Annotated in this window: 17 protein-coding genes; 7 read left to right on the plus strand and 10 right to left on the minus strand. The window is 60.9% G+C overall.

Translation table 11 applies throughout. The annotated features are described in order from the left end of the window. The first annotated feature begins 79 nt into the window (after window positions 1–79). The 5 genes from KW837_RS19290 to KW837_RS19310 all read left to right on the plus strand — a co-directional run bounded on the left by KW837_RS19290 (window position 80) and on the right by KW837_RS19310 (window position 7,440). On the plus strand, window positions 80–1,603 hold the full coding sequence (locus KW837_RS19290; protein ID WP_019693298.1) for a fumarate hydratase: 1,524 nt from the start codon (window positions 80–82) through the stop codon (window positions 1,601–1,603). Between the two features lie 239 nt (window positions 1,604–1,842). Then, complete coding sequence (locus KW837_RS19295; protein ID WP_218398035.1) at window positions 1,843–3,603, plus strand: ATP-binding protein; 1,761 nt, start codon at window positions 1,843–1,845, stop codon at window positions 3,601–3,603. After that, the gene (locus tag KW837_RS19300; RefSeq protein ID WP_218397975.1) at window positions 3,603–4,928 is read left to right on the plus strand and encodes a sigma-54 dependent transcriptional regulator; all 1,326 of its coding nucleotides are present in this window, start codon (window positions 3,603–3,605) and stop codon (window positions 4,926–4,928) included. The genes KW837_RS19295 and KW837_RS19300 overlap by 1 nt, the downstream gene beginning before the upstream one ends. Before the next feature lie 302 nt (window positions 4,929–5,230). Next, window positions 5,231–6,550 (plus strand): MFS transporter, encoded by a 1,320-nt coding sequence (locus KW837_RS19305; protein ID WP_218397978.1) that lies wholly within the window; start codon window positions 5,231–5,233, stop codon window positions 6,548–6,550. Window positions 6,551–6,810: 260 nt separating this feature from the next. Further along, window positions 6,811–7,440, plus strand: coding sequence for a flavin reductase family protein (locus KW837_RS19310; RefSeq protein ID WP_218397980.1), 630 nt, complete (start codon window positions 6,811–6,813; stop codon window positions 7,438–7,440). Here the strand turns inward: KW837_RS19310 and KW837_RS19315 are convergent, their stop codons facing one another. After that, window positions 7,441–7,671 (minus strand): hypothetical protein, encoded by a 231-nt coding sequence (locus KW837_RS19315; protein WP_008010028.1) that lies wholly within the window; start codon window positions 7,669–7,671, stop codon window positions 7,441–7,443. It lies immediately after the preceding gene. 41 nt (window positions 7,672–7,712) lie between these two features. Continuing rightward, window positions 7,713–8,066: a putative quinol monooxygenase gene (locus KW837_RS19320; protein ID WP_218397982.1), complete on the minus strand. Its 354-nt coding sequence runs from the start codon at window positions 8,064–8,066 to the stop codon at window positions 7,713–7,715. A 335-nt stretch (window positions 8,067–8,401) separates the two neighbouring features. Here KW837_RS19320 and KW837_RS19325 point away from each other — a divergent pair, with 335 nt between their 5' ends. Then, window positions 8,402–9,331, plus strand: a complete 930-nt coding sequence (locus tag KW837_RS19325; protein WP_218397985.1) for an AraC family transcriptional regulator — start codon at window positions 8,402–8,404, stop codon at window positions 9,329–9,331. A 153-nt stretch (window positions 9,332–9,484) separates the two neighbouring features. On the opposite strand, the gene KW837_RS19330 is transcribed toward KW837_RS19325, so the two are convergent. From KW837_RS19330 to KW837_RS19355, 6 genes are all read right to left on the minus strand, one after another. After that, a complete protein-coding gene (locus KW837_RS19330) occupies window positions 9,485–10,540 on the minus strand; it encodes an ABC transporter ATP-binding protein (RefSeq protein WP_008069588.1) in 1,056 nt (351 codons plus the stop codon). A gap of 15 nt (window positions 10,541–10,555) precedes the next feature. Beyond that, window positions 10,556–11,404 (minus strand): ABC transporter permease, encoded by an 849-nt coding sequence (locus KW837_RS19335; protein ID WP_218397988.1) that lies wholly within the window; start codon window positions 11,402–11,404, stop codon window positions 10,556–10,558. Then, window positions 11,401–12,309, minus strand: a complete 909-nt coding sequence (locus tag KW837_RS19340) for an ABC transporter permease (RefSeq protein WP_007898367.1) — start codon at window positions 12,307–12,309, stop codon at window positions 11,401–11,403. Before KW837_RS19340 ends, KW837_RS19335 begins: the two co-directional genes overlap by 4 nt. Before the next feature lie 195 nt (window positions 12,310–12,504). Next, window positions 12,505–13,608: an ABC transporter substrate-binding protein gene (locus KW837_RS19345; protein ID WP_008010017.1), complete on the minus strand. Its 1,104-nt coding sequence runs from the start codon at window positions 13,606–13,608 to the stop codon at window positions 12,505–12,507. A gap of 218 nt (window positions 13,609–13,826) precedes the next feature. Continuing rightward, a complete protein-coding gene (locus tag KW837_RS19350; RefSeq protein ID WP_218397990.1) occupies window positions 13,827–15,275 on the minus strand; it encodes an aldehyde dehydrogenase family protein in 1,449 nt (482 codons plus the stop codon). Beyond that, complete coding sequence (locus KW837_RS19355; protein ID WP_218397992.1) at window positions 15,272–16,909, minus strand: 5-guanidino-2-oxopentanoate decarboxylase; 1,638 nt, start codon at window positions 16,907–16,909, stop codon at window positions 15,272–15,274. The genes KW837_RS19350 and KW837_RS19355 overlap by 4 nt, the downstream gene beginning before the upstream one ends. 159 nt (window positions 16,910–17,068) lie before the next feature. On the opposite strand from KW837_RS19355, the gene KW837_RS19360 reads away from it, so the two are divergent. Beyond that, complete coding sequence (locus tag KW837_RS19360) at window positions 17,069–17,950, plus strand: LysR substrate-binding domain-containing protein (protein WP_218397994.1); 882 nt, start codon at window positions 17,069–17,071, stop codon at window positions 17,948–17,950. A 114-nt stretch (window positions 17,951–18,064) separates the two neighbouring features. On the opposite strand, the gene KW837_RS19365 is transcribed toward KW837_RS19360, so the two are convergent. Both KW837_RS19365 and KW837_RS19370 read right to left on the minus strand, forming a co-directional pair. After that, complete coding sequence (locus tag KW837_RS19365) at window positions 18,065–18,679, minus strand: NAD(P)-dependent oxidoreductase (protein WP_218397996.1); 615 nt, start codon at window positions 18,677–18,679, stop codon at window positions 18,065–18,067. A 213-nt stretch (window positions 18,680–18,892) separates the two neighbouring features. Next, a complete protein-coding gene (locus KW837_RS19370) occupies window positions 18,893–19,774 on the minus strand; it encodes an MBL fold metallo-hydrolase (RefSeq protein WP_218397998.1) in 882 nt (293 codons plus the stop codon). Window positions 19,775–19,808: the final 34 nt, after the last annotated feature.

Below are 19,808 nucleotides of genomic sequence, written 5' to 3' on the forward strand. Positions count from 1 at the left end.
AAGGTGCTTGCAACCGACCGATGCACCCAAGCTGCAAGCACCTTATTGAATGTTCCCGTCTTTTAGAGGAGCGCGACTCATGACCGTGATCAAGCAAGACGACCTGATTCAGAGCGTTGCCGACGCCCTGCAATTCATTTCCTACTACCACCCCGTGGATTTCATCCAGGCGATGCACGAGGCCTACCTGCGTGAAGAATCGCCGGCGGCTCGCGATTCCATGGCGCAGATCCTGATCAACTCGCGCATGTGCGCTACCGGCCACCGCCCGATCTGCCAGGACACCGGTATCGTTACCGTGTTCGTGCGCGTGGGCATGGACGTTCGTTGGGATGGCGCCACCATGGGCCTGGACGACATGATCAACGAAGGCGTACGCCGGGCTTACAACCTGCCGGAAAACGTCCTGCGTGCTTCGATCCTCGCCGACCCGGCGGGCGCTCGCAAAAACACCAAGGACAACACCCCGGCCGTTATTCACTACTCCATCGTTCCGGGTAACACCGTGGAAGTGGACGTGGCAGCCAAGGGTGGCGGTTCCGAGAACAAGTCGAAAATGGCCATGCTCAACCCGTCCGACTCGATCGTTGACTGGGTGCTCAAGACCGTTCCGGAAATGGGCGCCGGCTGGTGCCCACCGGGCATGCTCGGCATCGGCATCGGCGGCACCGCCGAGAAAGCCGCGGTAATGGCCAAGGAAGTGTTGATGGAATCCATCGACATTCACGAGCTGAAGAAGCGCGGCCCGTCCAACCGTATCGAAGAGATGCGTCTGGAGCTGTTCGAGAAGGTCAACCAACTGGGCATCGGCGCCCAGGGCCTGGGCGGCCTGACCACCGTGCTCGACGTGAAGATCATGGATTACCCGACCCACGCCGCGTCCCTGCCGGTGTGCATGATCCCGAACTGCGCCGCCACCCGTCACGCGCACTTCGTGCTCGACGGTTCCGGCCCGGCCTCGCTGGAAGCGCCACCGCTGGACGCTTACCCGGAAATCGTCTGGGAAGCCGGCCCATCGGCCCGTCGCGTCAACCTCGACACGCTGACCCCGGAAGAAGTGCAGAGCTGGAAGCCGGGCGAAACCGTCCTGCTCAACGGCAAAATGCTCACCGGTCGCGACGCGGCGCACAAGCGCATGGTCGAGATGCTGAACAAGGGTGAAACCCTGCCGGTGGACCTCAAGGGTCGCTTCATCTACTACGTTGGCCCGGTTGATCCGGTACGCGAAGAAGTGGTTGGCCCTGCCGGTCCTACCACCGCGACGCGGATGGACAAGTTCACCCGTCAGATCCTCGAGCAAACCGGCCTGTTGGGCATGATCGGCAAATCCGAGCGCGGGCCTACCGCGATCGAAGCGATCAAGGACCACAAAGCCGTTTACCTGATGGCTGTCGGCGGCGCGGCTTACCTGGTGGCGCAAGCCATCAAGAAATCCCGCGTGGTGGCGTTCGCCGAACTGGGCATGGAAGCGATCTACGAGTTCGACGTCAAAGACATGCCTGTGACCGTTGCGGTCGACAGCAAGGGCGAGTCGGTACACATCACCGGTCCTGCCATCTGGCAGAAAAAGATCAGTGAAAGCCTGGCGGTGGAAGTGCAGTAAGCGCTTCCCTCACTTGCTGAAAAGGCCGGGCCGTCTCCCCAGACGACCCGGCCTTTTTTTTGGATATCGATTTAACCCTTTGATCTAAGCAGAGGTGACTAACGAATTGGCGTATACCCAGACCATGTTGCGCTCTCGATCGAGTAAATTCACTACCGTCTGAACATGTCATGCTGGGACGAAGGATGTGCGGCCTCATGGTATGGTGCCAGCCCAACCTTCAACCTGTTTCCTACAGCATGCTGCCGACTTCCCGTACCTTGCGTCTGTCGTTGTACACCCTGTTGATCATCACCGGTGCAGCGCTCGCCGCGACCCTGGCCATCCGCCACGCCGAGCGTCAGGCGCAGGAAGAAGACGCCGCCCGCGCCAGTCAGCAATTGGCGTTGTACGCCAACTCCCTGCACACCCTGATTGAACGCTATCGCGCCCTGCCTGCCGTCTTGGCGCTGGACCCGGAGTTGCGCGCCGCGCTAAACGGTGAAGTGAGCCCCGAAGAGCAGCTTGCATTGAATCGCAAACTGGAAAAAATCAACGGCGCCGCACAGTCCTCGACCCTGGAACTGCTCGACCACACCGGCCTCGCCGTGGCCGCCAGCAACTGGCGCCTGCCCAGCAGTTACGTCGGCCACAACTACGGCTTTCGCCCCTACTTCAGCCAGACCCGCACTCAGGGCACCGGGCGTTTTTATGCGGTGGGCGTGACCAGCGGCATTCCCGGCTACTTCCTGTCCAGCGCGGTGACCAGCGACAGTGGTGAGTTTCTCGGTGCCATGGTGGTCAAACTCGAATTCCCGGAACTGGAGCGCGAATGGCGTCAGGGCAGCGACACGTTGCTGGTGAGCGATGCGCGCGGGATCATCTTCATCGCCAACCAGCCGGGCTGGCGTTATCGCCTGCTGCGGCCGCTGAGCGCCAGCGATCACACTGAGCTCAAGACCACCCGCCAATACGACAAGCAGCCGCTGACCCCGCTTGAATATCGTTCGGTGCGGCGCTTCGACGACAACAGTGATTTGACCCGGGTCAATGGCCCCGAGGGTACGGCGGATTACCTCTGGGAGTCCCTGCCGCTGGCCACCGAAGGCTGGACGCTGCACTTGCTGCGCCGCCCGCAGGTAGCCTTCGAAGACCTGCGCAACGCCGGGCTCGCGGCTGCCGGGGTGTGGCTGGCCGTGGTGTTTCTGTTGCTGTTTCTCAATCAGCGTTGGCGGCTGGCGAAATTGCGCCAGCGCAGCCGCGAAGAACTCGAACGACTCGTAGAAGAACGCACCCGGGATTTGCGCACCGCCCAGGATGGCTTGGTGCAATCGGCCAAACTCGCGGCGCTGGGGCAAATGTCGGCGGCGCTGGCCCATGAAATCAACCAGCCGCTGACTGCCCAGCGCATGCAACTGGCGACCTTGCGCCTGCTGCTCGATCATGGTCGGGTTGAAGACGCTTACAAGGCGCTGAAACCGGTGGACGATATGCTCACCCGCATGGCCGCGCTCACCGGCCACCTGAAAACCTTCGCCCGCAAAAGCCCCAGCGGCCTGCGTGAACGGCTGGACCTGGCAACGGTGGTCGATCAATCCTTGCAGTTGCTGGATACGCGCTTGCGGGACGAAAACGTCAGTCTGGTGCTGCACCTGACGCGCCCGGCCTGGGTGCGTGGCGATGCGATTCGCCTGGAACAGGTGCTGATCAACCTGCTGCGCAATGCCCTGGATGCGATGCACGACAAACCCTGCAAACGTCTGGAAATCCGCCTCGAAGCCGATGAACAATTGTGGCGCCTGACCGTCGCCGATAACGGTGGCGGCATTGCCGAAGAACATCTGGCACAAGTCTTCGATCCGTTCTTCACCACTAAACCGGTGGGCGATGGCCTGGGTCTGGGGCTGGCCGTATCCTTCGCTATCGTTCACGAAGCAGGCGGACGCTTGAGTGCTGACAATGGCGAAAACGGCGCGGTATTCACCTTGACGTTACCTATTGATCTGGAGGTCCCTGCCTGATGCTCAATTCGGTGATGGTGGTCGATGACGAAAGCAGCATCCGCAGCGCTGTCGAACAGTGGCTGAGCCTGTCAGGGTTCGAGGTGCAGCTGTTCAGTCGCGCCGACGAATGCCTGGCGCAACTGCCCAGACATTTCCCCGGAGTGATTCTCAGCGATGTGCGCATGCCCGGCATGACGGGGCTGGAGCTGCTGGCTGAAGTCCAGCGCCGCGATGCTGATTTGCCGGTGATCCTGCTGACCGGTCACGGTGATGTGCCGATGGCCGTCGAAGCCATGCGCGATGGCGCCTACGATTTCCTTGAGAAACCCTTCAGCCCGGAAGCCCTGATGAGCAGTCTGCGTCGGGCGCTGGACAAGCGTCGACTGGTGCTGGAAAACCGCGCGCTGCATGAGCAGGCGGACAATCGCGCCAAACTCGATGCCACGCTGCTGGGGGTGTCCCGTGGGTTGCAGACCCTGCGCCGCCAAGTGCTGGATTTGGCAATGCTGCCGGTCAATGTACTGATCCGTGGCGAAACCGGCAGCGGCAAGGAATTGGTCGCCCGTTGCCTGCACGACTTCGGTCCGCGCGCCGACAAAGCCTTCGTGGCGCTGAATTGCGCGGCGATTCCGGAGCAGTTGTTCGAGGCCGAACTGTTCGGTCATGAGAGCGGCGCGTTCACGGGCGCCCAGGGTAAACGCATTGGCAAGCTCGAATACGCCGACGGGGGCACGTTGTTTCTCGATGAAATCGAAAGCATGCCGCTGGCTCAGCAGGTGAAACTGCTGCGGGTGCTGCAGGAGCAGAAGCTTGAGCGCCTGGGTTCCAACCAGAGCATCCACGTGGACTTGCGGATCATCGCCGCGACCAAACCCGACTTGCTGGATGAAGCCCGGGCCGGACGCTTTCGCGAGGATCTGGCCTATCGATTGAACGTCGCCGAGTTGCGTCTGCCGCCATTGCGCGATCGGCGTGAAGACATTCCCCTGTTGTTCGAGTTCTTCGCTCAAAGCGCTGCCGAGCGTTTGGGTCGCACCTTTGCGCCCTTGAGCGGGCCGCAACTGAGCCATCTGCTGAGCCACGACTGGCCGGGCAATGTGCGTGAACTGGCGAACGTCGCCGAACGACAAGTGCTGGGCCTCGGCGAACCGGAACCGGCGGGGATCGACCCTGGCCAGTCACTGGCGGCGCAGCAAGAAGCCTTCGAAGCCCATTGCCTGCGCGCGGCATTGACCCGGCATAAAGGCGATGTGAAAGCGGTGCTGGAAGAGCTGCAACTGCCGCGCCGTACCTTTAATGAAAAGATGCAGCGGCATGGGTTGAGCCGGGAGATGTTCATCTGACCCGGGACACCTCCGGACTCCCCTGACAACCCGAACAACCCGGACCTGTAGGAGCGAGGCTTGCCCGCGAAGCTTTTGGCGATCTTGATGGCCTCTTCGCGGGCAAGCCTCGCTCCTACAGGGGGCCGGTTCGTGCGCGGAAATCCGCTCGTTACCTTGCGCGCAATAAGCGGATTTCCGCTCAACAAAACCTCCTACCCCCTCTAAAGCGGCCCTCCTCCTCTTGGCACAGCTCCTGCTATAGCCCTGGCAGGCTGCGTTTACACGCGCTCCACAAAAACAATTAAATGAAGGATCCTTCAATGGATAACTCCAACGCCCTGCCTCTTGGGTCGGCTGCCGCGCCGGCTAAAGAAAGAACCACCGCCAGCCGGATCAAATCGATCTTCAGCGGCTCTGTCGGCAACATGGTCGAGTGGTACGACTGGTACGTCTACGCCGCCTTCTCCCTGTACTTCGCCAAAACCTTCTTCCCCGCCGGTTCCTCCACCGCACAGCTGATGAACACCGCTGCGATCTTCGCCGTGGGCTTCCTGATGCGTCCGATCGGTGGCTGGCTGATGGGCCTCTACGCGGACCGCGCCGGTCGTAAACGTGCGTTGATGGCCTCTGTGTATCTGATGTGTTTCGGCTCGCTGCTGATCGCCTTGAGCCCCAATTATGAAACCATCGGTATCGGTGCGCCGATCCTGCTGGTGTTCGCTCGCCTGCTGCAGGGTTTGTCGGTTGGGGGTGAGTACGGCACCTCGGCGACGTATCTCAGCGAGATGGCGACCAAGGAGCGTCGCGGCTTCTATTCCAGCTTCCAGTACGTGACCCTGATCTCCGGCCAACTCATCGCCCTGGCGGTGCTGATTGTGTTGCAACAGACCCTGACCACCGAGCAACTCTACGCCTGGGGCTGGCGCATCCCGTTCGCCATCGGTGCGCTGTGTGCCGTGGTCGCGCTGTACCTGCGTCGTGGTATGGAAGAAACCGAGTCGTTCACCAAGAAAGAGAAGGCCAAGGAAAGCGCGATGCGCACCTTGATGCGCCACCCGAAGGAACTGATGACCGTGGTCGGCCTGACCATGGGCGGCACCCTGGCGTTCTACACCTACACCACCTACATGCAGAAATACCTGGTGAACACCGTCGGCATGAGCATCACCGACTCCACCAGCATCTCGGCAGCCACGCTGTTTCTGTTCATGTGCCTGCAACCGATCGTTGGCGGGCTGTCGGATAAAGTCGGTCGCCGGCCGATCCTGATTGCCTTCGGTATCCTCGGGACGTTGTTCACCGTGCCGATCCTGACCACCCTGCACACTGTCCAGAGCTGGTGGGGCGCATTCTTCCTGATCATGGCGGCGCTGATCATCGTCAGCGGCTATACCTCGATCAACGCGGTGGTCAAAGCTGAACTGTTCCCCACCGAGATCCGTGCGCTGGGCGTCGGTTTGCCCTACGCGCTGACCGTGTCGATCTTCGGCGGTACCGCTGAATACATCGCGCTGTGGTTCAAGAGCATCGGCATGGAAACCGGTTACTACTGGTATGTCACGGCGTGCATCGCGGTGTCGTTGCTGGTGTACATCACCATGAAAGACACCCGCAAACATTCGCGGATCGAGACGGACTGACCATTACATTGATGGAGGCTGTTATGGCCTCTTCGCGGGCAAGCCCGCTCCCACATTCGACCGCATTTTCTTCTGAAAGAACTCGGTCAACCTGTGGGAGCGGGCTTGCTCGCGAAAGCGGTTTAACATTCAACAAGGATGCTGACCGATACACCGCTTTCGCGAGCAAGCCCGCTCCCACATTAGATCTCATCGCTGGAAATAACCCGCTCGTCCTTGCACTATGATCGATTCCGAATCAACGCCTCAGGAACCCGTTCATGCCCGACGATATCCATTTCTACGAACCCGCCAACGGCCACGGCCTGCCGCATGACCCGTTCAATGCCATCGTCGGCCCGCGCCCTATCGGCTGGATTTCTTCCCAGGACGCCAACGGCTGCTTGAATCTGGCGCCCTACAGCTTTTTCAACGCCTTCAACTACATCCCGCCGATCATTGGGTTTTCCAGCGTCGGGCGTAAAGACAGCCTGAACAACATCGAGCAGACCGGCGAATTCGCCTGGAACCTGGCGACCCGGCCGCTGGCCGAGCAGATGAACCGGAGCTGCGCCATGGTCGGGCCTGAGGTCAACGAGTTCGAACTGTCCGGGCTGACCACTGCGGCGTCGAAAATCATTCAGGTGCCACGGGTTGCCGAAAGCCCGGTGTCCTTTGAATGCAAAGTCACGCAGATCATTCAGTTGCAGCGCGCCAACAAGGAAGTGGTGCCGAGCTGGCTGATTCTCGGCGAAGTGGTCGCCGTGCACATCGCCAAATGGCTGTTGAAGGATGGGGTGTACGACACCGCCGCGGCAGAACCGATTCTGCGCGGCGGCGGGCCGGCGGATTACTTTCAGCTGGGGCCAGAGGCATTGTTCAAAATGTTCCGCCCGGGGGCGGTCAAGTGATTACCAGAGCAGGTCGGCGTCTTCTTTAACGTCTTTGAGGCGGGTCAGCTCTTTGGCCGCGGCCTCGTCCGCTTCATGAGCGGTCTTGAAAGTCTGGCCTTCCAGCACTTTGTGAAAAGTCGGGGCACCGGAACCGCCGAGGGCTTTGACGGCAATTGCGGCGTGGTAACCGCCCTCGCCCGGTACTACTGCTGAAACGGCTTCGAAGTGTTCAAAGGCTTTGCGTGCCATGTCGCGGATCCTGGCTAATGGAGAATTGCGCCATTAAACCCTCAACCGACGAGTTTGTGTACCGCTGCCTGGGACTGGCCAAGGGCCTGGGCCACCGAGACATCCTTGAAGGTATGAAAATCCAGGCTATTGACCACCAGCTCCTGCACCAGCTCGGCAAAAATCTGCATCGCCGGGCTACCGAAGTAAGCGGTCATGGCCTGTTGGTTGTCCCAGAAACCGGACACCAGCCACAGCTCGGGATCGCATTGCGAGTGCTGCAGGGCAAAACTCAGGCAACCCGGCGCGTTGCGCGACGGCTCGATCAGCGCGCTCAGGCGCGCACCGAGTTCTGCCGAACGCCCGGCGCGGGCGCGAATGAAGGCCATATGACTGACGGGGATTTGCGTAGACATGTTCAACCCTCCCAGGTCATCCAGTGGCAGCCGGGGACGGGCTGCGACAGGATCCAAGATTAGGCGGCGTGTCGCAGTCGTCGTTAGTCGATTCCTGCCGACGCATTGCACAATCCTGCGCGGCTGCAAAAAACGTCTGTAACAGCATGTAAACCACTGTCACATCGCTGCAACACGACTTTCAAGCAAGTTTTCCCGACGCTGACCTGCCATAGCAGCCCCGCGTATTTACCTCGTGCAGAATCAGGCAAGCTTTTGGCAGGATGTGTCTACCGCTGTCCCTTGCACAAATTTAAGCTCAGCCCATTACCAACGCGTCACCGAGGATGCCCAGCATGTCGTCGCTCGATCACTTTCAAGCCCCGCTGGATGCCGACATGGAAAAACAGCGCGCGGAACTGGCCGCCCTCATCCGTCGTAACACGATGGAGGATGGCACGTATGCCACCGCCGTCGGTTCGCTGTTCATGTCGCGCCACAGTCAAAACCATGACTTCGCCCCGGTGCTGGCGCAACCGGCCCTGTGCATCATGGCCCAGGGGCGCAAGGAAGTGCGGCTGGCGGATGAATACTTCAACTACGACCCGCTGAATTACCTGGTGGTGTCGGTCTCGATGCCGTTGAGCGGGCGGGTGGTGAATGTCTCGCCCGAAGAACCGATCCTCGCCGTGCGGCTGGACATCGACCCCGCGGAAATCACCGCGCTGATTGCCGACGCCGGCCCCATCGGCGTCCCCACACGGCCTACTGGTCGCGGCCTGTATGTCGAGCAGATCGACACGGCAATGCTCGACGCCGTGCTGCGTCTGGCACGTTTGCTGGACACACCCAAAGACATCGCCATGCTGGCGCCGCTGATTTGTCGAGAGATTCTGTATCGGCTGTTGCGCAGCCCGCAGGGGCATCGGCTGTACGAGATTGCCATCGCCAACAGCCAGAGCCATCGCATCAGCCAGGCGATCAAATGGCTCAACGGCAATTATGAGCAACCGCTGCGCATCGATGATCTCGCGCGGGAAGTGAACCTGAGCGTGTCGACATTGCATCACCGGTTCAAGGCAATGACGGCGATGAGTCCGCTGCAATATCAGAAGCAGTTGCGCCTGCAAGAGGCGCGGCGGTTGATGCTGGCCGAAGGGCTGGAGGCTTCGGCGGCAGGTTATCGGGTGGGGTATGAAAGCCCTTCGCAATTCAGCCGGGAATACAGCCGATTGTTTGGCGCGCCGCCGCTGCGGGATTTGGCGCGGTTGCGGTTGTCGGTTTGATCTGACGTTTTCGGTGTGGCTGATGGCCCCTTCGCGAGCAAGCCCGCTCCCACATTGGATTTGTGGTGGACACAAAATAAGTGAACACCGCAGATCCCTTGTGGGAGCGGGCTTGCTCGCGAAGGGGCCGGCAAAGGCGACCCACCTCTAAAGTCAGGCGCTCAACACGCGGCAAGCCTCAGCCGGCAAGGTCACCGACACCGGATTGCCAATGCTCAACCCAACCCCCTGACACGGCGTACTCAATGCGGTAAACGACACCCCGGAACACTCGACGGTGGTTTCAATCGTCGCCCCGATATCCCGTACAAACGTCACCTTCCCGAGCAAGCGATTGCCCGCTGTGGCCTGAGGTTGCGACAGTTGCAGGTCTTCCGGGCGAATCAGCATCTTCACCTTCTCCCCCACCACAATGCTGCTGCAGATTGGCACTTGCAGCGCATCGCCACCGGGCAAGCTGACCTTGCCGTTGCCCAGCGCCGTGGCCGGGAAAATGTTTCCCGAACCAATAAAATCCGCGACGAATTCATTGGCTGGATGCCGGTAGATTTCAATCGGCGAGCCCACCTGCTGCACCCGATGTTCCCCCAGCACCACCACGATGTCGGCCATGGTCATGGCTTCGCGCTGGTCGTGGGTGACCATGATGGTGGTGATGTTCAAACGTTGTTGCAGCTGACGGATTTCCACCTGCATCGATTCGCGCAGCTTGGCGTCCAGCGCCGACAGCGGTTCATCGAGCAGGAGGATTTTTGGCCGCGAAGCAATCGCCCGGGCAATCGCCACGCGCTGACGCTGACCGCCAGAGAGTTTCGCCACCGGGCGATCAATCATTTCCTGCAGCTGGATCAGCTCCAGCAACTCCACCACCCGCGCCTGTTGATCAGCCTTGCTGACCCCGCGCAGTTTCAACGGATAGGCGATGTTCTCCCCCACCGTCATGTGTGGAAACAGCGCCAGCGATTGAAACACCATGCCGAAATTACGCTGATGCGCCGGCGTATGGCCGATGTCTTCGCCGTCCAGGCGAATCTCGCCACCGGTCAGGGTTTCCAGCCCGGCGATCATCCGCAGCAAGGTGGTTTTGCCGCAGCCCGAAGGGCCGAGGAAACACACCAGTTTGCCCTCGGGCAAATGCAGGTTCACATCCTTTACCGCGCAGGCCGAGCCGTAATGTTTCTCGACGTTTTCCAGAATCAGACCAGTCATGTTGCACCTCAAGAATCAGAACGAAACGCCGCCTTCGCCAACCAACTTTTCCAGCGCCCAAATGAGTACAAAGTCGATCAGCACGATCAGCACGGCAAACGAGAAAACGGTAGGGTCGAGCGAAGACACGGTGCGGCTGTACATCCAGATCGGCACGGTCATGACGTCGATGGTGTAGAGAAAATAGGTCACGGTGAATTCGTTGAACGAGACGATGAACGCCAGCAACATGCCCGCCAGAATCCCCGACTTCATCAGCGGCACCACCACATCGACAATCGCCCGAGTCGGTGAAGCGCCGAGCATTTGCGCGGCCTCTTCGACTTCGCTGCCGATGGAAAGCATCGCCGCGGTGCAGTTTTTCACCACGAACGGCAGCGCCAGAATCACGTGGGCAATCACCAGCCGCGAGGTGGTGATGTGGAACGGCAGGCTGTCGAACACCAGCAGCAAGGCCAGGCCCAACACCACCATCGGGAACACCAGTGGCAGCGACATCAATTGCAGCGCCACGGCCTTGCCGCGGAACTCGCAACGGGTCAGGGCATAGGCTGCCGGCACCGCGATAATCGTGGCGAAAATCATGGTCAGGCAGGCCACCATCAGGCTGGTGGTCATGGCTTTGCCGAGGCTCAGCACATCGCTGGCGTCCGGCGACACGAAGGTGTTCCAGGCGGCTTTGTACCATTGCAGGCTGTAGCTGCTGGGCGGGAAATCGAGGTTCGATGCACCGCTGAACGACATGACGATCATGGTCAAAATCGGCAGCACCGCCAGCAGCAAAATGAAGCCCGACAGGATGCCGGCAAACTTGCCGGTATCACCTGGCAGCAGCGAATGGCGCTTCTTGATCAGGGTGCTCATTGGGAAGCCTCCAGCATGCGCCGACGACGGCCAGTGATGTATTCGGACAAGGTCATGATCGCCAGGGTGGTAACGATCAGCACCACACCGGCAGCCGACGCGGCGGGCCAGTTCATCAGCGGGGCGATCTGGTCATGCACCATCACCGCCAGCATCGGCACGCGTCGACCACCAAGCAGCAGCGGCACCACGAAGCTGCTGGCGTTGTAGGCGAACACCAGCGTCGCGCCAGTGATGATCCCCGGCAAACTCATCGGCAACACCACCTGGCGGAACACCTGCAAGCGACTGGCGCCGAGGGTGGCAGCGGCTTCTTCGTAAGTGCGGGCGACACCGCGCATGGCGCTGGCAATCGGCAGCACGGCCAACGGGAACGCAGTTTGCACCAGGCCCATCAACACGCCGTTCTGGTTGTACAGCAGCATGATCGGCCGCTTGATCAGGCCCAGGCCCATCAGCGCCTGATTGAGCATGCCGCCGGGGCCGAGAATCACCAGCCAGCCGTAGCTTTGCAGCAGCAGGTTGACCAGCAAGGGCAGCAGCACCGCCGCGAGGAAGATCCGCCGCACAAACGGCGAGGTCAGCCGTGACATGGTGTAGGCCACCGGGATCGCCAGCAGCACCGCAATCACCGCGCTGATCAGTGCCAGGCGCAAGGTCAGCAGCAACGATTTGAGGTAATAGGGTTCCAGCAATTGGGCGTAACTGGCCAGGCTGAAGCCGGACCACTCCGCGCCTTTGGTGCCGACGCTCATGCGCAGTACCAAGAGGCTGGCGGCAATCAGCACGCCGAGAAACAGCATCGACGGCGAGAGAAAAAGCCACGCGCGCGCCGTCGGTGAGACACCCCGATTGATGCGCACGGGTGCGGCGCTTACCGGATGGGTCAGAGGTTGGTGTTCCATAGCAAGGGTCTCGTCAATGGAAAGCAGCTGAGCGAACACAAGACTTGAAACCACGTTGAACCCTGTGGGAGCGGGCTTGCTCGCGAAGAGGCCGTGTCAGTCGACATCAATGTTGAATGTCACACCGCATTCGCGAGCAAGCCCGCTCCCACATTGGATTTGTGGTGTCCCAGAAGGCTTGCGTAAGCCACTCGATCAGGAAGAAAAGATTTCCGTGTAACGACGAATCCATTGGTCATGCACGGTGGCCAGGAAGGCGTTGTCGTGCATGATCGCCTTCTCGGCAATCTGCTCCGGCGTGAGGATGTACGGGCTCTTGCGCGCTTCGGCGGAGATGATCGCCTTGGCGTTGACCGGGCCGTTGTAGATGTCTTCGGCCATCTTGCCCTGCACCAGCGGGTCCAGAGAGTGGTTGATGAAGGCGTAGGCCAGGTCGGTATCGCCCGGACGATTCTTCGGCATCACCGACAGCATCAGGTCGGTGTAGAAGCCTTCCTTCATGCCGAACGTGGCGCCCAGACCGTAGGCTGGATCGCGAATCTGTTTCGGGAAGAACGCCGGCGCGTACAAGCCACCCATGTCCAGGGAACCGGTGCGGAACAGCTCGGCGATCTGGTTCGGGTTTTCGCCCAGGGTCACGACGCGGTCTTTCAGCTCGGCGAGTTTCTTGAAGCCTGGCTCGATGTTGTGTTCGTCACCACCGGCCAGTTTGGCGGCGATGATGATCAGGTCCATGGCCTCGGTCCAGTTCGGCGGCGGCAGGAAGATGTTCGGCGACAGCTCCGCGTCCCACAGGGCGGCATAGCTGTCCGGCGCTTCCTTGATGGTGCGGGTGCTATAGACCAGGCTGTTGCACCACAGCAGGTAACCGATGCCGTGACCGTTGGCGCCAGTGCGGTATTGCTCCGGCACGTCGATCAGGTTAGGGATACGGTTGAGATCGGGTTTTTCCAGCAGGTTGGCGGCGGCCAGACCTTCGGCGCCGACGCCGGCCAGGGTGATGATGTCGTACTGCGGACGATCACCGCCGGCCTTGAGTTTGGCGACCATTTCCGAGGTGCTGCCGGTGCGGTCAGCGATGACCTTGCAGCCGTACTTGGCTTCGAACGTCGCGGCGATATTGCGCAGTGCCGCAAGGCCGGTGTCATCGGACCAGGTCAGCAAGCGCAAGGTCTTGCCCTGGAAGCGTGTGTCGCTGGCATTGGCCTTGATGAACGGCATGCTCATGGCCGCCGCAGCCACGGACGCCACGCCCACGGTTTTGATGAATTGACGTCTGTTCAGATCGTGCTCGCCCATGAAGGACTCCCTTTGTTTTTTTAAGTATGAGGTTGGTCGCAACCGTTGCATCCGCGCGGCCAGATCGGCTTACAGTCCCCGGTTTCAAAGGACTTGAGCTGCACCGGCGGGTTCATCCTGAGGTCGTGCAAAACACCTGACTATCGATAAAAACTCATTGAAGCCATGACGCTGGCGCATGCCTCATCGCGAGGCATGCGCTCACCTTTTTCGTGCTGTCAGACGGCCCGAATCACGTGTTTGATTTCCTGGAAAGCCTGCAAACCCCACGGCCCCAATTCGCGACCGATGCTGCTCTGTTTGTAGCCACCCCAGGCGGTCTGCGGGAAAATCACTTGCGGCGCGTTGATCCATACAAGCCCCGCCTGCAAAGCGTTGGCGACCCGATCCGCGACCTCGTTATCGCGAGTGACCACGCTGGCCACCAGGCCAAACTGGCTGTCGTTGGCCAGGGCAATCGCCTCGGCTTCAGAGCTGAAACTGCGTACGCAGATCACTGGACCGAAAATCTCTTCGCACCACAGCGCACTGTCGAGGGGCACGTCGATGAAAACGGTCGGCTGCAAAAAATAGCCGCGAGGCAGGTCCGCCGGGCGATTACCGCCGCAGATCAGCTTCGCCCCGGCACTCAAACCACGGTCGATGTGGCCCAGAACACGTTGGTATTGCGCCTGATTGACCAGTGCGCCCATTTCCACGTTCGGATCGAACGGGTCGGCCACGCGAATGGCTTCGGCGCGCACCTTCAATCGCGCTACAAATTCTTCCGCCAGCTCATCGGCAACCAGCACGCGGCTGGTGGCGGAACACATTTGCCCGGCGTTGAAGAAACCACCGCCACAGGCCACTTCCACGGCCAGTTCGATGTCGGCATCGGCGAGTACCAGCAGCGAAGATTTGCCGCCCAATTCCAGGCTCACACCCTTTACGGTTTCTGCCGCTCGCTGCATCACCTGCACGCCCACCGCGTTACTGCCGGTGAAGGAAATCTTGGCGATGCGCGGATCAGCCGACAGCGGTGCGCCAACCGCCAGGCCGGTGCCGCAGACCAGATTGAACACTCCGTTTGGCAGGCCCGCTTCGGCAATGATCGTCGCCAGCTCCAGCTCCGGCAGCGGCGTCACTTCCGACGGTTTAAGCACCACACAGCAACCGGCGGCCAGGGCCGGGGCGAGTTTCCAGGCGGTGGTGACCATCGGGAAATTCCACGGCACGATCAGCCCCACCACACCGCACGGTTCGCGGCGCAAACGGGCGCTGAAATCATCGCTCGGCAACGCCACGGCGCTGTCTTGCTTCGCGTCCAGGCCTTCGGCCAGCTCGGCGTAATACTCGAAGGTGGCGATCACGTCGTCGACGTCGATGGCCGCTTCGAACAGCGGTTTGCCGTTGTTGCTCGACTGCAATTTCATCAACTGCTCGCGACCGGCCTGCACGCCCGCGGCGATTCTGCGCAGGATCGCCCCGCGCTCGGCGCCGGTGGTTTTCGACCATGCTTTGAACGCATGGGTCGCGGCTGTGACGGCTTGATCGACAGCCTGTGCATCGCCACCATTAACGGTGGTCAACAGGGCTTCGGTCGCCGGGTTGATCACGCGCAAGTGTTCGTGGCCGGCGGCCCATTGGCCGTTGATGTACAGGCCATCCAAAGTAGTTGGAAAACTCATTGCGACACCGCCTTCATCCACTGGGTCTGATCGATTTCAATCAGGGTCGGGCCCTGGTGATCGGTGGCAAGGCGCAATGCATCACGCAATCCGTCAACACTGCTGACCGCCTCGGCCGCACAGCCCAGGGCCTTGGCCACTCCGATGAAATCGGGGGTGTAGATATCCACGCCCACCGGCTCGATGGCGCGGTTGACCATGTATTTCTTGATCTCTTCGTAGCCCTGGTTATTCCACAGCAGGACGATCACCGGGGTGCGTGCTTCCACCGCGCTGGCCAGTTCCGGCAGGGTGAATTGCAGGCCACCGTCGCCGATCAGGCACACCACCGGAGGGCGTGCGCCGCCTTCGATGCGGCCACCGAGCCAGGCGCCAATCGCCGCCGGCAAGGCATAACCGAGGGTGCCGTAACCGGTGGACGAGTTGAACCAGCGGCGCGGGCGCTCCGGGTTGAAGGTCAGGTTGCCGGTGTACACCGGTTGGGTCGAATCGCCGACGAATACCGCGTTCGGCAATTCATGCAAAACGGTTTCCAGGAAGCGAGTCTGGGCCAGCGTCGGGGCGTCCCAGGATGCGGCCAACTCATCGCGCAAATGCGCGGCACGCACCTGGCCCCAATCGTTGCGACGCTCGGCCAGTGACTTGTGGGACAGCGCACTCAGCAAGGCCTGAGCGGCGTTGCGCGAGTCGGCCACCAACGCGACTTTCGGCGGGTAATTACGCACAGTCTGGTCGGGGTCGATGTCCACGCGCAGCAGCACGCCAGGAATTTCGAAGCCGCCGGCGAAGGTGATGTCGTAATCGGTTTCAGCCAGTTCGGTGCCGATGGCCAGCACCACGTCGGCCTCGGCGACCAGCGCGCGAGTGGCTACCAGGCTTTGAGTCGAACCGATCAGCAGCGGGTGGCGGGATTCGAGCATGCCCTTGGCATTGATGGTCAGGGCCACTGGCGCGTCCAGCAGTTCGGCCAGTTCGGTCAATTCGGCCGCGGCATCGATGGCGCCGCCACCGGCGAGAATCAACGGGCGCTTGGCACCGGCCAGCAAGTCGGTCATGCGGCTGATCGCGCTGGGCGAAGCACCGGCGCGGTCGATGTTCACCGGCACGCTGGCGAGCAAGTCATCGGCCTCTTCGACCAATACGTCCAACGGGATTTCAATGTGCACCGGACGCGGACGACCAGCCTGGAACAGCGCGAAGGCGCGGGCCAACACGCCCGGCAACTCAGCCGCCGACATCAAGGTGTGGGAGAACGCTGCCACGCCGCCGACCAGTGCGCTCTGGTTCGGCAGCTCATGCAGCTTGCCGCGACCGCCGCCCAATTGGCTGCGCGATTGCACGCTGGAAATCACCAGCATCGGGATCGAGTCGGCATAAGCCTGGCCCATGGCGGTGGTGATGTTGGTCATGCCAGGGCCGGTGATGATGAAGCACACACCCGGTTTGCCGCTGGTGCGCGCATAACCGTCGGCCATGAAACCGGCGCCCTGTTCGTGACGCGGAGTGACGTGGTTGATGCTCGAACGGGCCAGCCCGCGATACAGCTCCACGGTGTGCACCCCGGGAATGCCGAACACCTGCTCGACCCCGTAATCTTCGAGTAACTTGACCAATACTTCGCCGCACGTCGCCATGTCTTTGCCCTTTTTGTTCGTTTGAGACGCCGGGCCTGCGCAGTGTTTATGATGGGTTGGCAGGTCCAGGGATGGCCTCATTGGAACGGGCGACACGTAGCCGCAACAATGGATAAAAAGTCATACTAGCCATGTCCTCACGTCATACCTTGGATCCCAATGAAACGATTGCCTCCCCTGCCGGCGCTGTACACTTTTCTGATCACCGCGCAGTGCTGCAACTTCACCCGGGCCGCCGAACAACTGCACATCACCCAAGGCGCGGTGAGCCGGCAGATCGCCGGGCTAGAAGATCATCTGGGTTATGAGCTGTTCATTCGCCAGGCGCGAGGCTTGAGCCTGACCGCCGAAGGACGGGAATGGCTGCCACGGGTGCAGCAGATTTTCGGGCTGATCGACGAGGCGGTGGAGCAGATCGGCGAGAAGCGCGAAACCCTGCAACTGAAAGCCCCGACCTGCGTGATGCGCTGGCTGTTACCGCGCCTGTTGCAGTGGCAAAAGGAACGCCCGGATGTACCGGTGGAATTGACCACCACGGTGAAGCACGGCGTGGATTTTCATCGCGAGCAGTTCGACGCGGCGGTGATGTATGGCCCGCCGCCAGACAGTTCACTGACCTCCCAGCATTTGTTCGATGAACAACTGACGCCCGTGTGTTCCCGACCGATGCTTGAAGGGCCGATGGCTTTGCACACACCGGCCGATCTGCAACAGCACTTGTTGCTGCACCCCACCCGCGATGAACGGGACTGGAACGCCTGGCTGAAGGCTGCGGATATTCGGCTGAGCAATGTCGGCAAAGGGCAGCATTTCGAAACCCTGGACCTGGCGATGTCGATGGCGTCTCAGGGGACAGGTGTAGCGATTGGCGATTGGTCGTTGATCGGCGATGACCTGAGTGCCGGACGGCTGGTCATGCCTTTTGATTTGAAGGTGAAAACCGGGTTGGCGTATTACCTGGTGTTCCCCGAGAAACCGGCGCCTTCGCCGAAGTTGCGCGAATTGATGGGGTGGTTGGTGGAGCAGGCTCAATCGCGTTGAGCCCTTCGCGAGCAAGCCCGCTCCCACATTGAATCTCCGGTGAACACCGTACTTGTGTACGACGTAGATCAAATGTGGGAGCGGGCTTGCTCGCGAATGATTTAAGCCGCGCCATCAATACCCGACAGTAAACCGCTGGCGGGAATGCTTCGGTGTTTGCACTTCATCAAGCAGCGCAATCGCGAAGTCTGCGAAGGTGATCCAGCTGCGGCCCTGCGCACTCACCAGCAAGTCATCCTTGCCGATTCGAAACGTACCCATGCGCTCACCTTCGACAAACTCTGCCGACGGCGACAGGAAGGTCCAGTCCAGGTCCTGTTCCTGACGCAAGGTATTCAGGAACGCGGCACCGGCGCTGGCCTCGGCCTTGTATTCCTCCGGGAAGCCTTCGCTGTCGATCACCCGGCCGCCGCCCGGCAGCAACAGCGAACCGGCACCGCCGACCACCAGCAGACGCTTGACCCCGGCCTTCTTCACCGGCTCGATGACGGCGCTGGCGGGGATGGTGGAGAAGTGCGCACCGCTGATCACCGCATCATGCCCGGCCACGGCGGCTTGCAATGCAGCAGCGTCGAGTACGTCTACGTTTTTGCTCACGACCCCGGCACGCGGGGCGATTTTCGAGGTGTCACGGGCGATGGCCGTGACGCTGTGACCGCGACGCAGGGCTTCTTCCAACAGTTGGCTACCGGCACGACCGGTGGCACCGATGATTGCGATGTTGCTCATGACGTTTCTCCAGTTGGCGTGGGTGAATCTGTATAGGTGTGACTCAGGGCTTTTTGTGGCGAGGGGGCAATTTAGACGCAGAACCTGTAGGAGCGAGGCTTGCCCGCGAAGAACGATGACGCGTAATACCTGAAAAACCGCGGTGCATTCTTCGCGGGCAAGCCTCGCTCCTACAGGGTCTGCGTCCCCCCCTCGCCTCAAAATCTCAGCGGATTACCACTTCATCTCGCCCTTGGCGACTTTGGCGCTCAGCTCGAGTGAGCTTTCTTCGCCCAGGGTCGGGTAGCGTTTTTTCATCGCGGCGATCAGTTCGGCAGCATCTTTCGCCTTGGCGGTTTCTTCGTCGAACGCCTTGATGTAATCGGCGGTGAACTGCACCGCCGCCAGAGAGCGAGCGCTCTCACCGAGGTAGTGACCTGGCACGATGGTGTTCGGCTTCAGCGCTTCAATCGCCTGCAGCGTCGTCAGCCAATCGGCATGGGATTGCGGGGTCTGGGTGTCAGCCATCCACACGTGAATGTTTTCGGCGACGACCACGCCACCGACCACAGCCTTGATCGACGGGATCCACACAAAGCTGCGATCCGGCTGCTTGCCGTCCAGGCCGATCACCTGCAATTTCTGCCCTTCCAGCATCAGGCTGTCGCCCTTGAGCACCTGCGGCACGATGGTTTTGTTCGGCACGTCAGCGCCCATTTTCGGGCCCCAGAACGCCAGTTTGCCGTCGACGGTTTTTTTGATGTGATCAACAGTCGGTTCCGAGGCCAGCACTTTGGCTTTCGGGAACGCCTGGGTCACGGTATCGAGGCCGAAGTAGTAATCCGGGTCACCGTGGCTGATGTAGATGCTGGTCAGCTGTTTGCCGCTGGCGCGGATTTTTTCCACCACCTGTTCGGCCTGGGCTTTGCCGAATTGCGCGTCCAGCAGAATCGCTTCCTTCTCGCCGCTGACCAGTACCGAGGTCACCGGGAAGATCGCATTGGTGCCAGGGTTGTAGACGTCCAGCGTCAAGGTGGACGCCGCCGCGGCATGGGCCGCGAAGCCGAGCGTGGCGGTTGCCAGAAGAATGCGTTTGATTGAAGTGAAGCCGATCATCTGTTGCTCCGTTGTCCGAATGCCATGCTTGGCG

Origin of the sequence: Pseudomonas sp. PDM24 (assembly GCF_019218905.1) — a bacterium.
Classification (GTDB): domain Bacteria; phylum Pseudomonadota; class Gammaproteobacteria; order Pseudomonadales; family Pseudomonadaceae; genus Aquipseudomonas.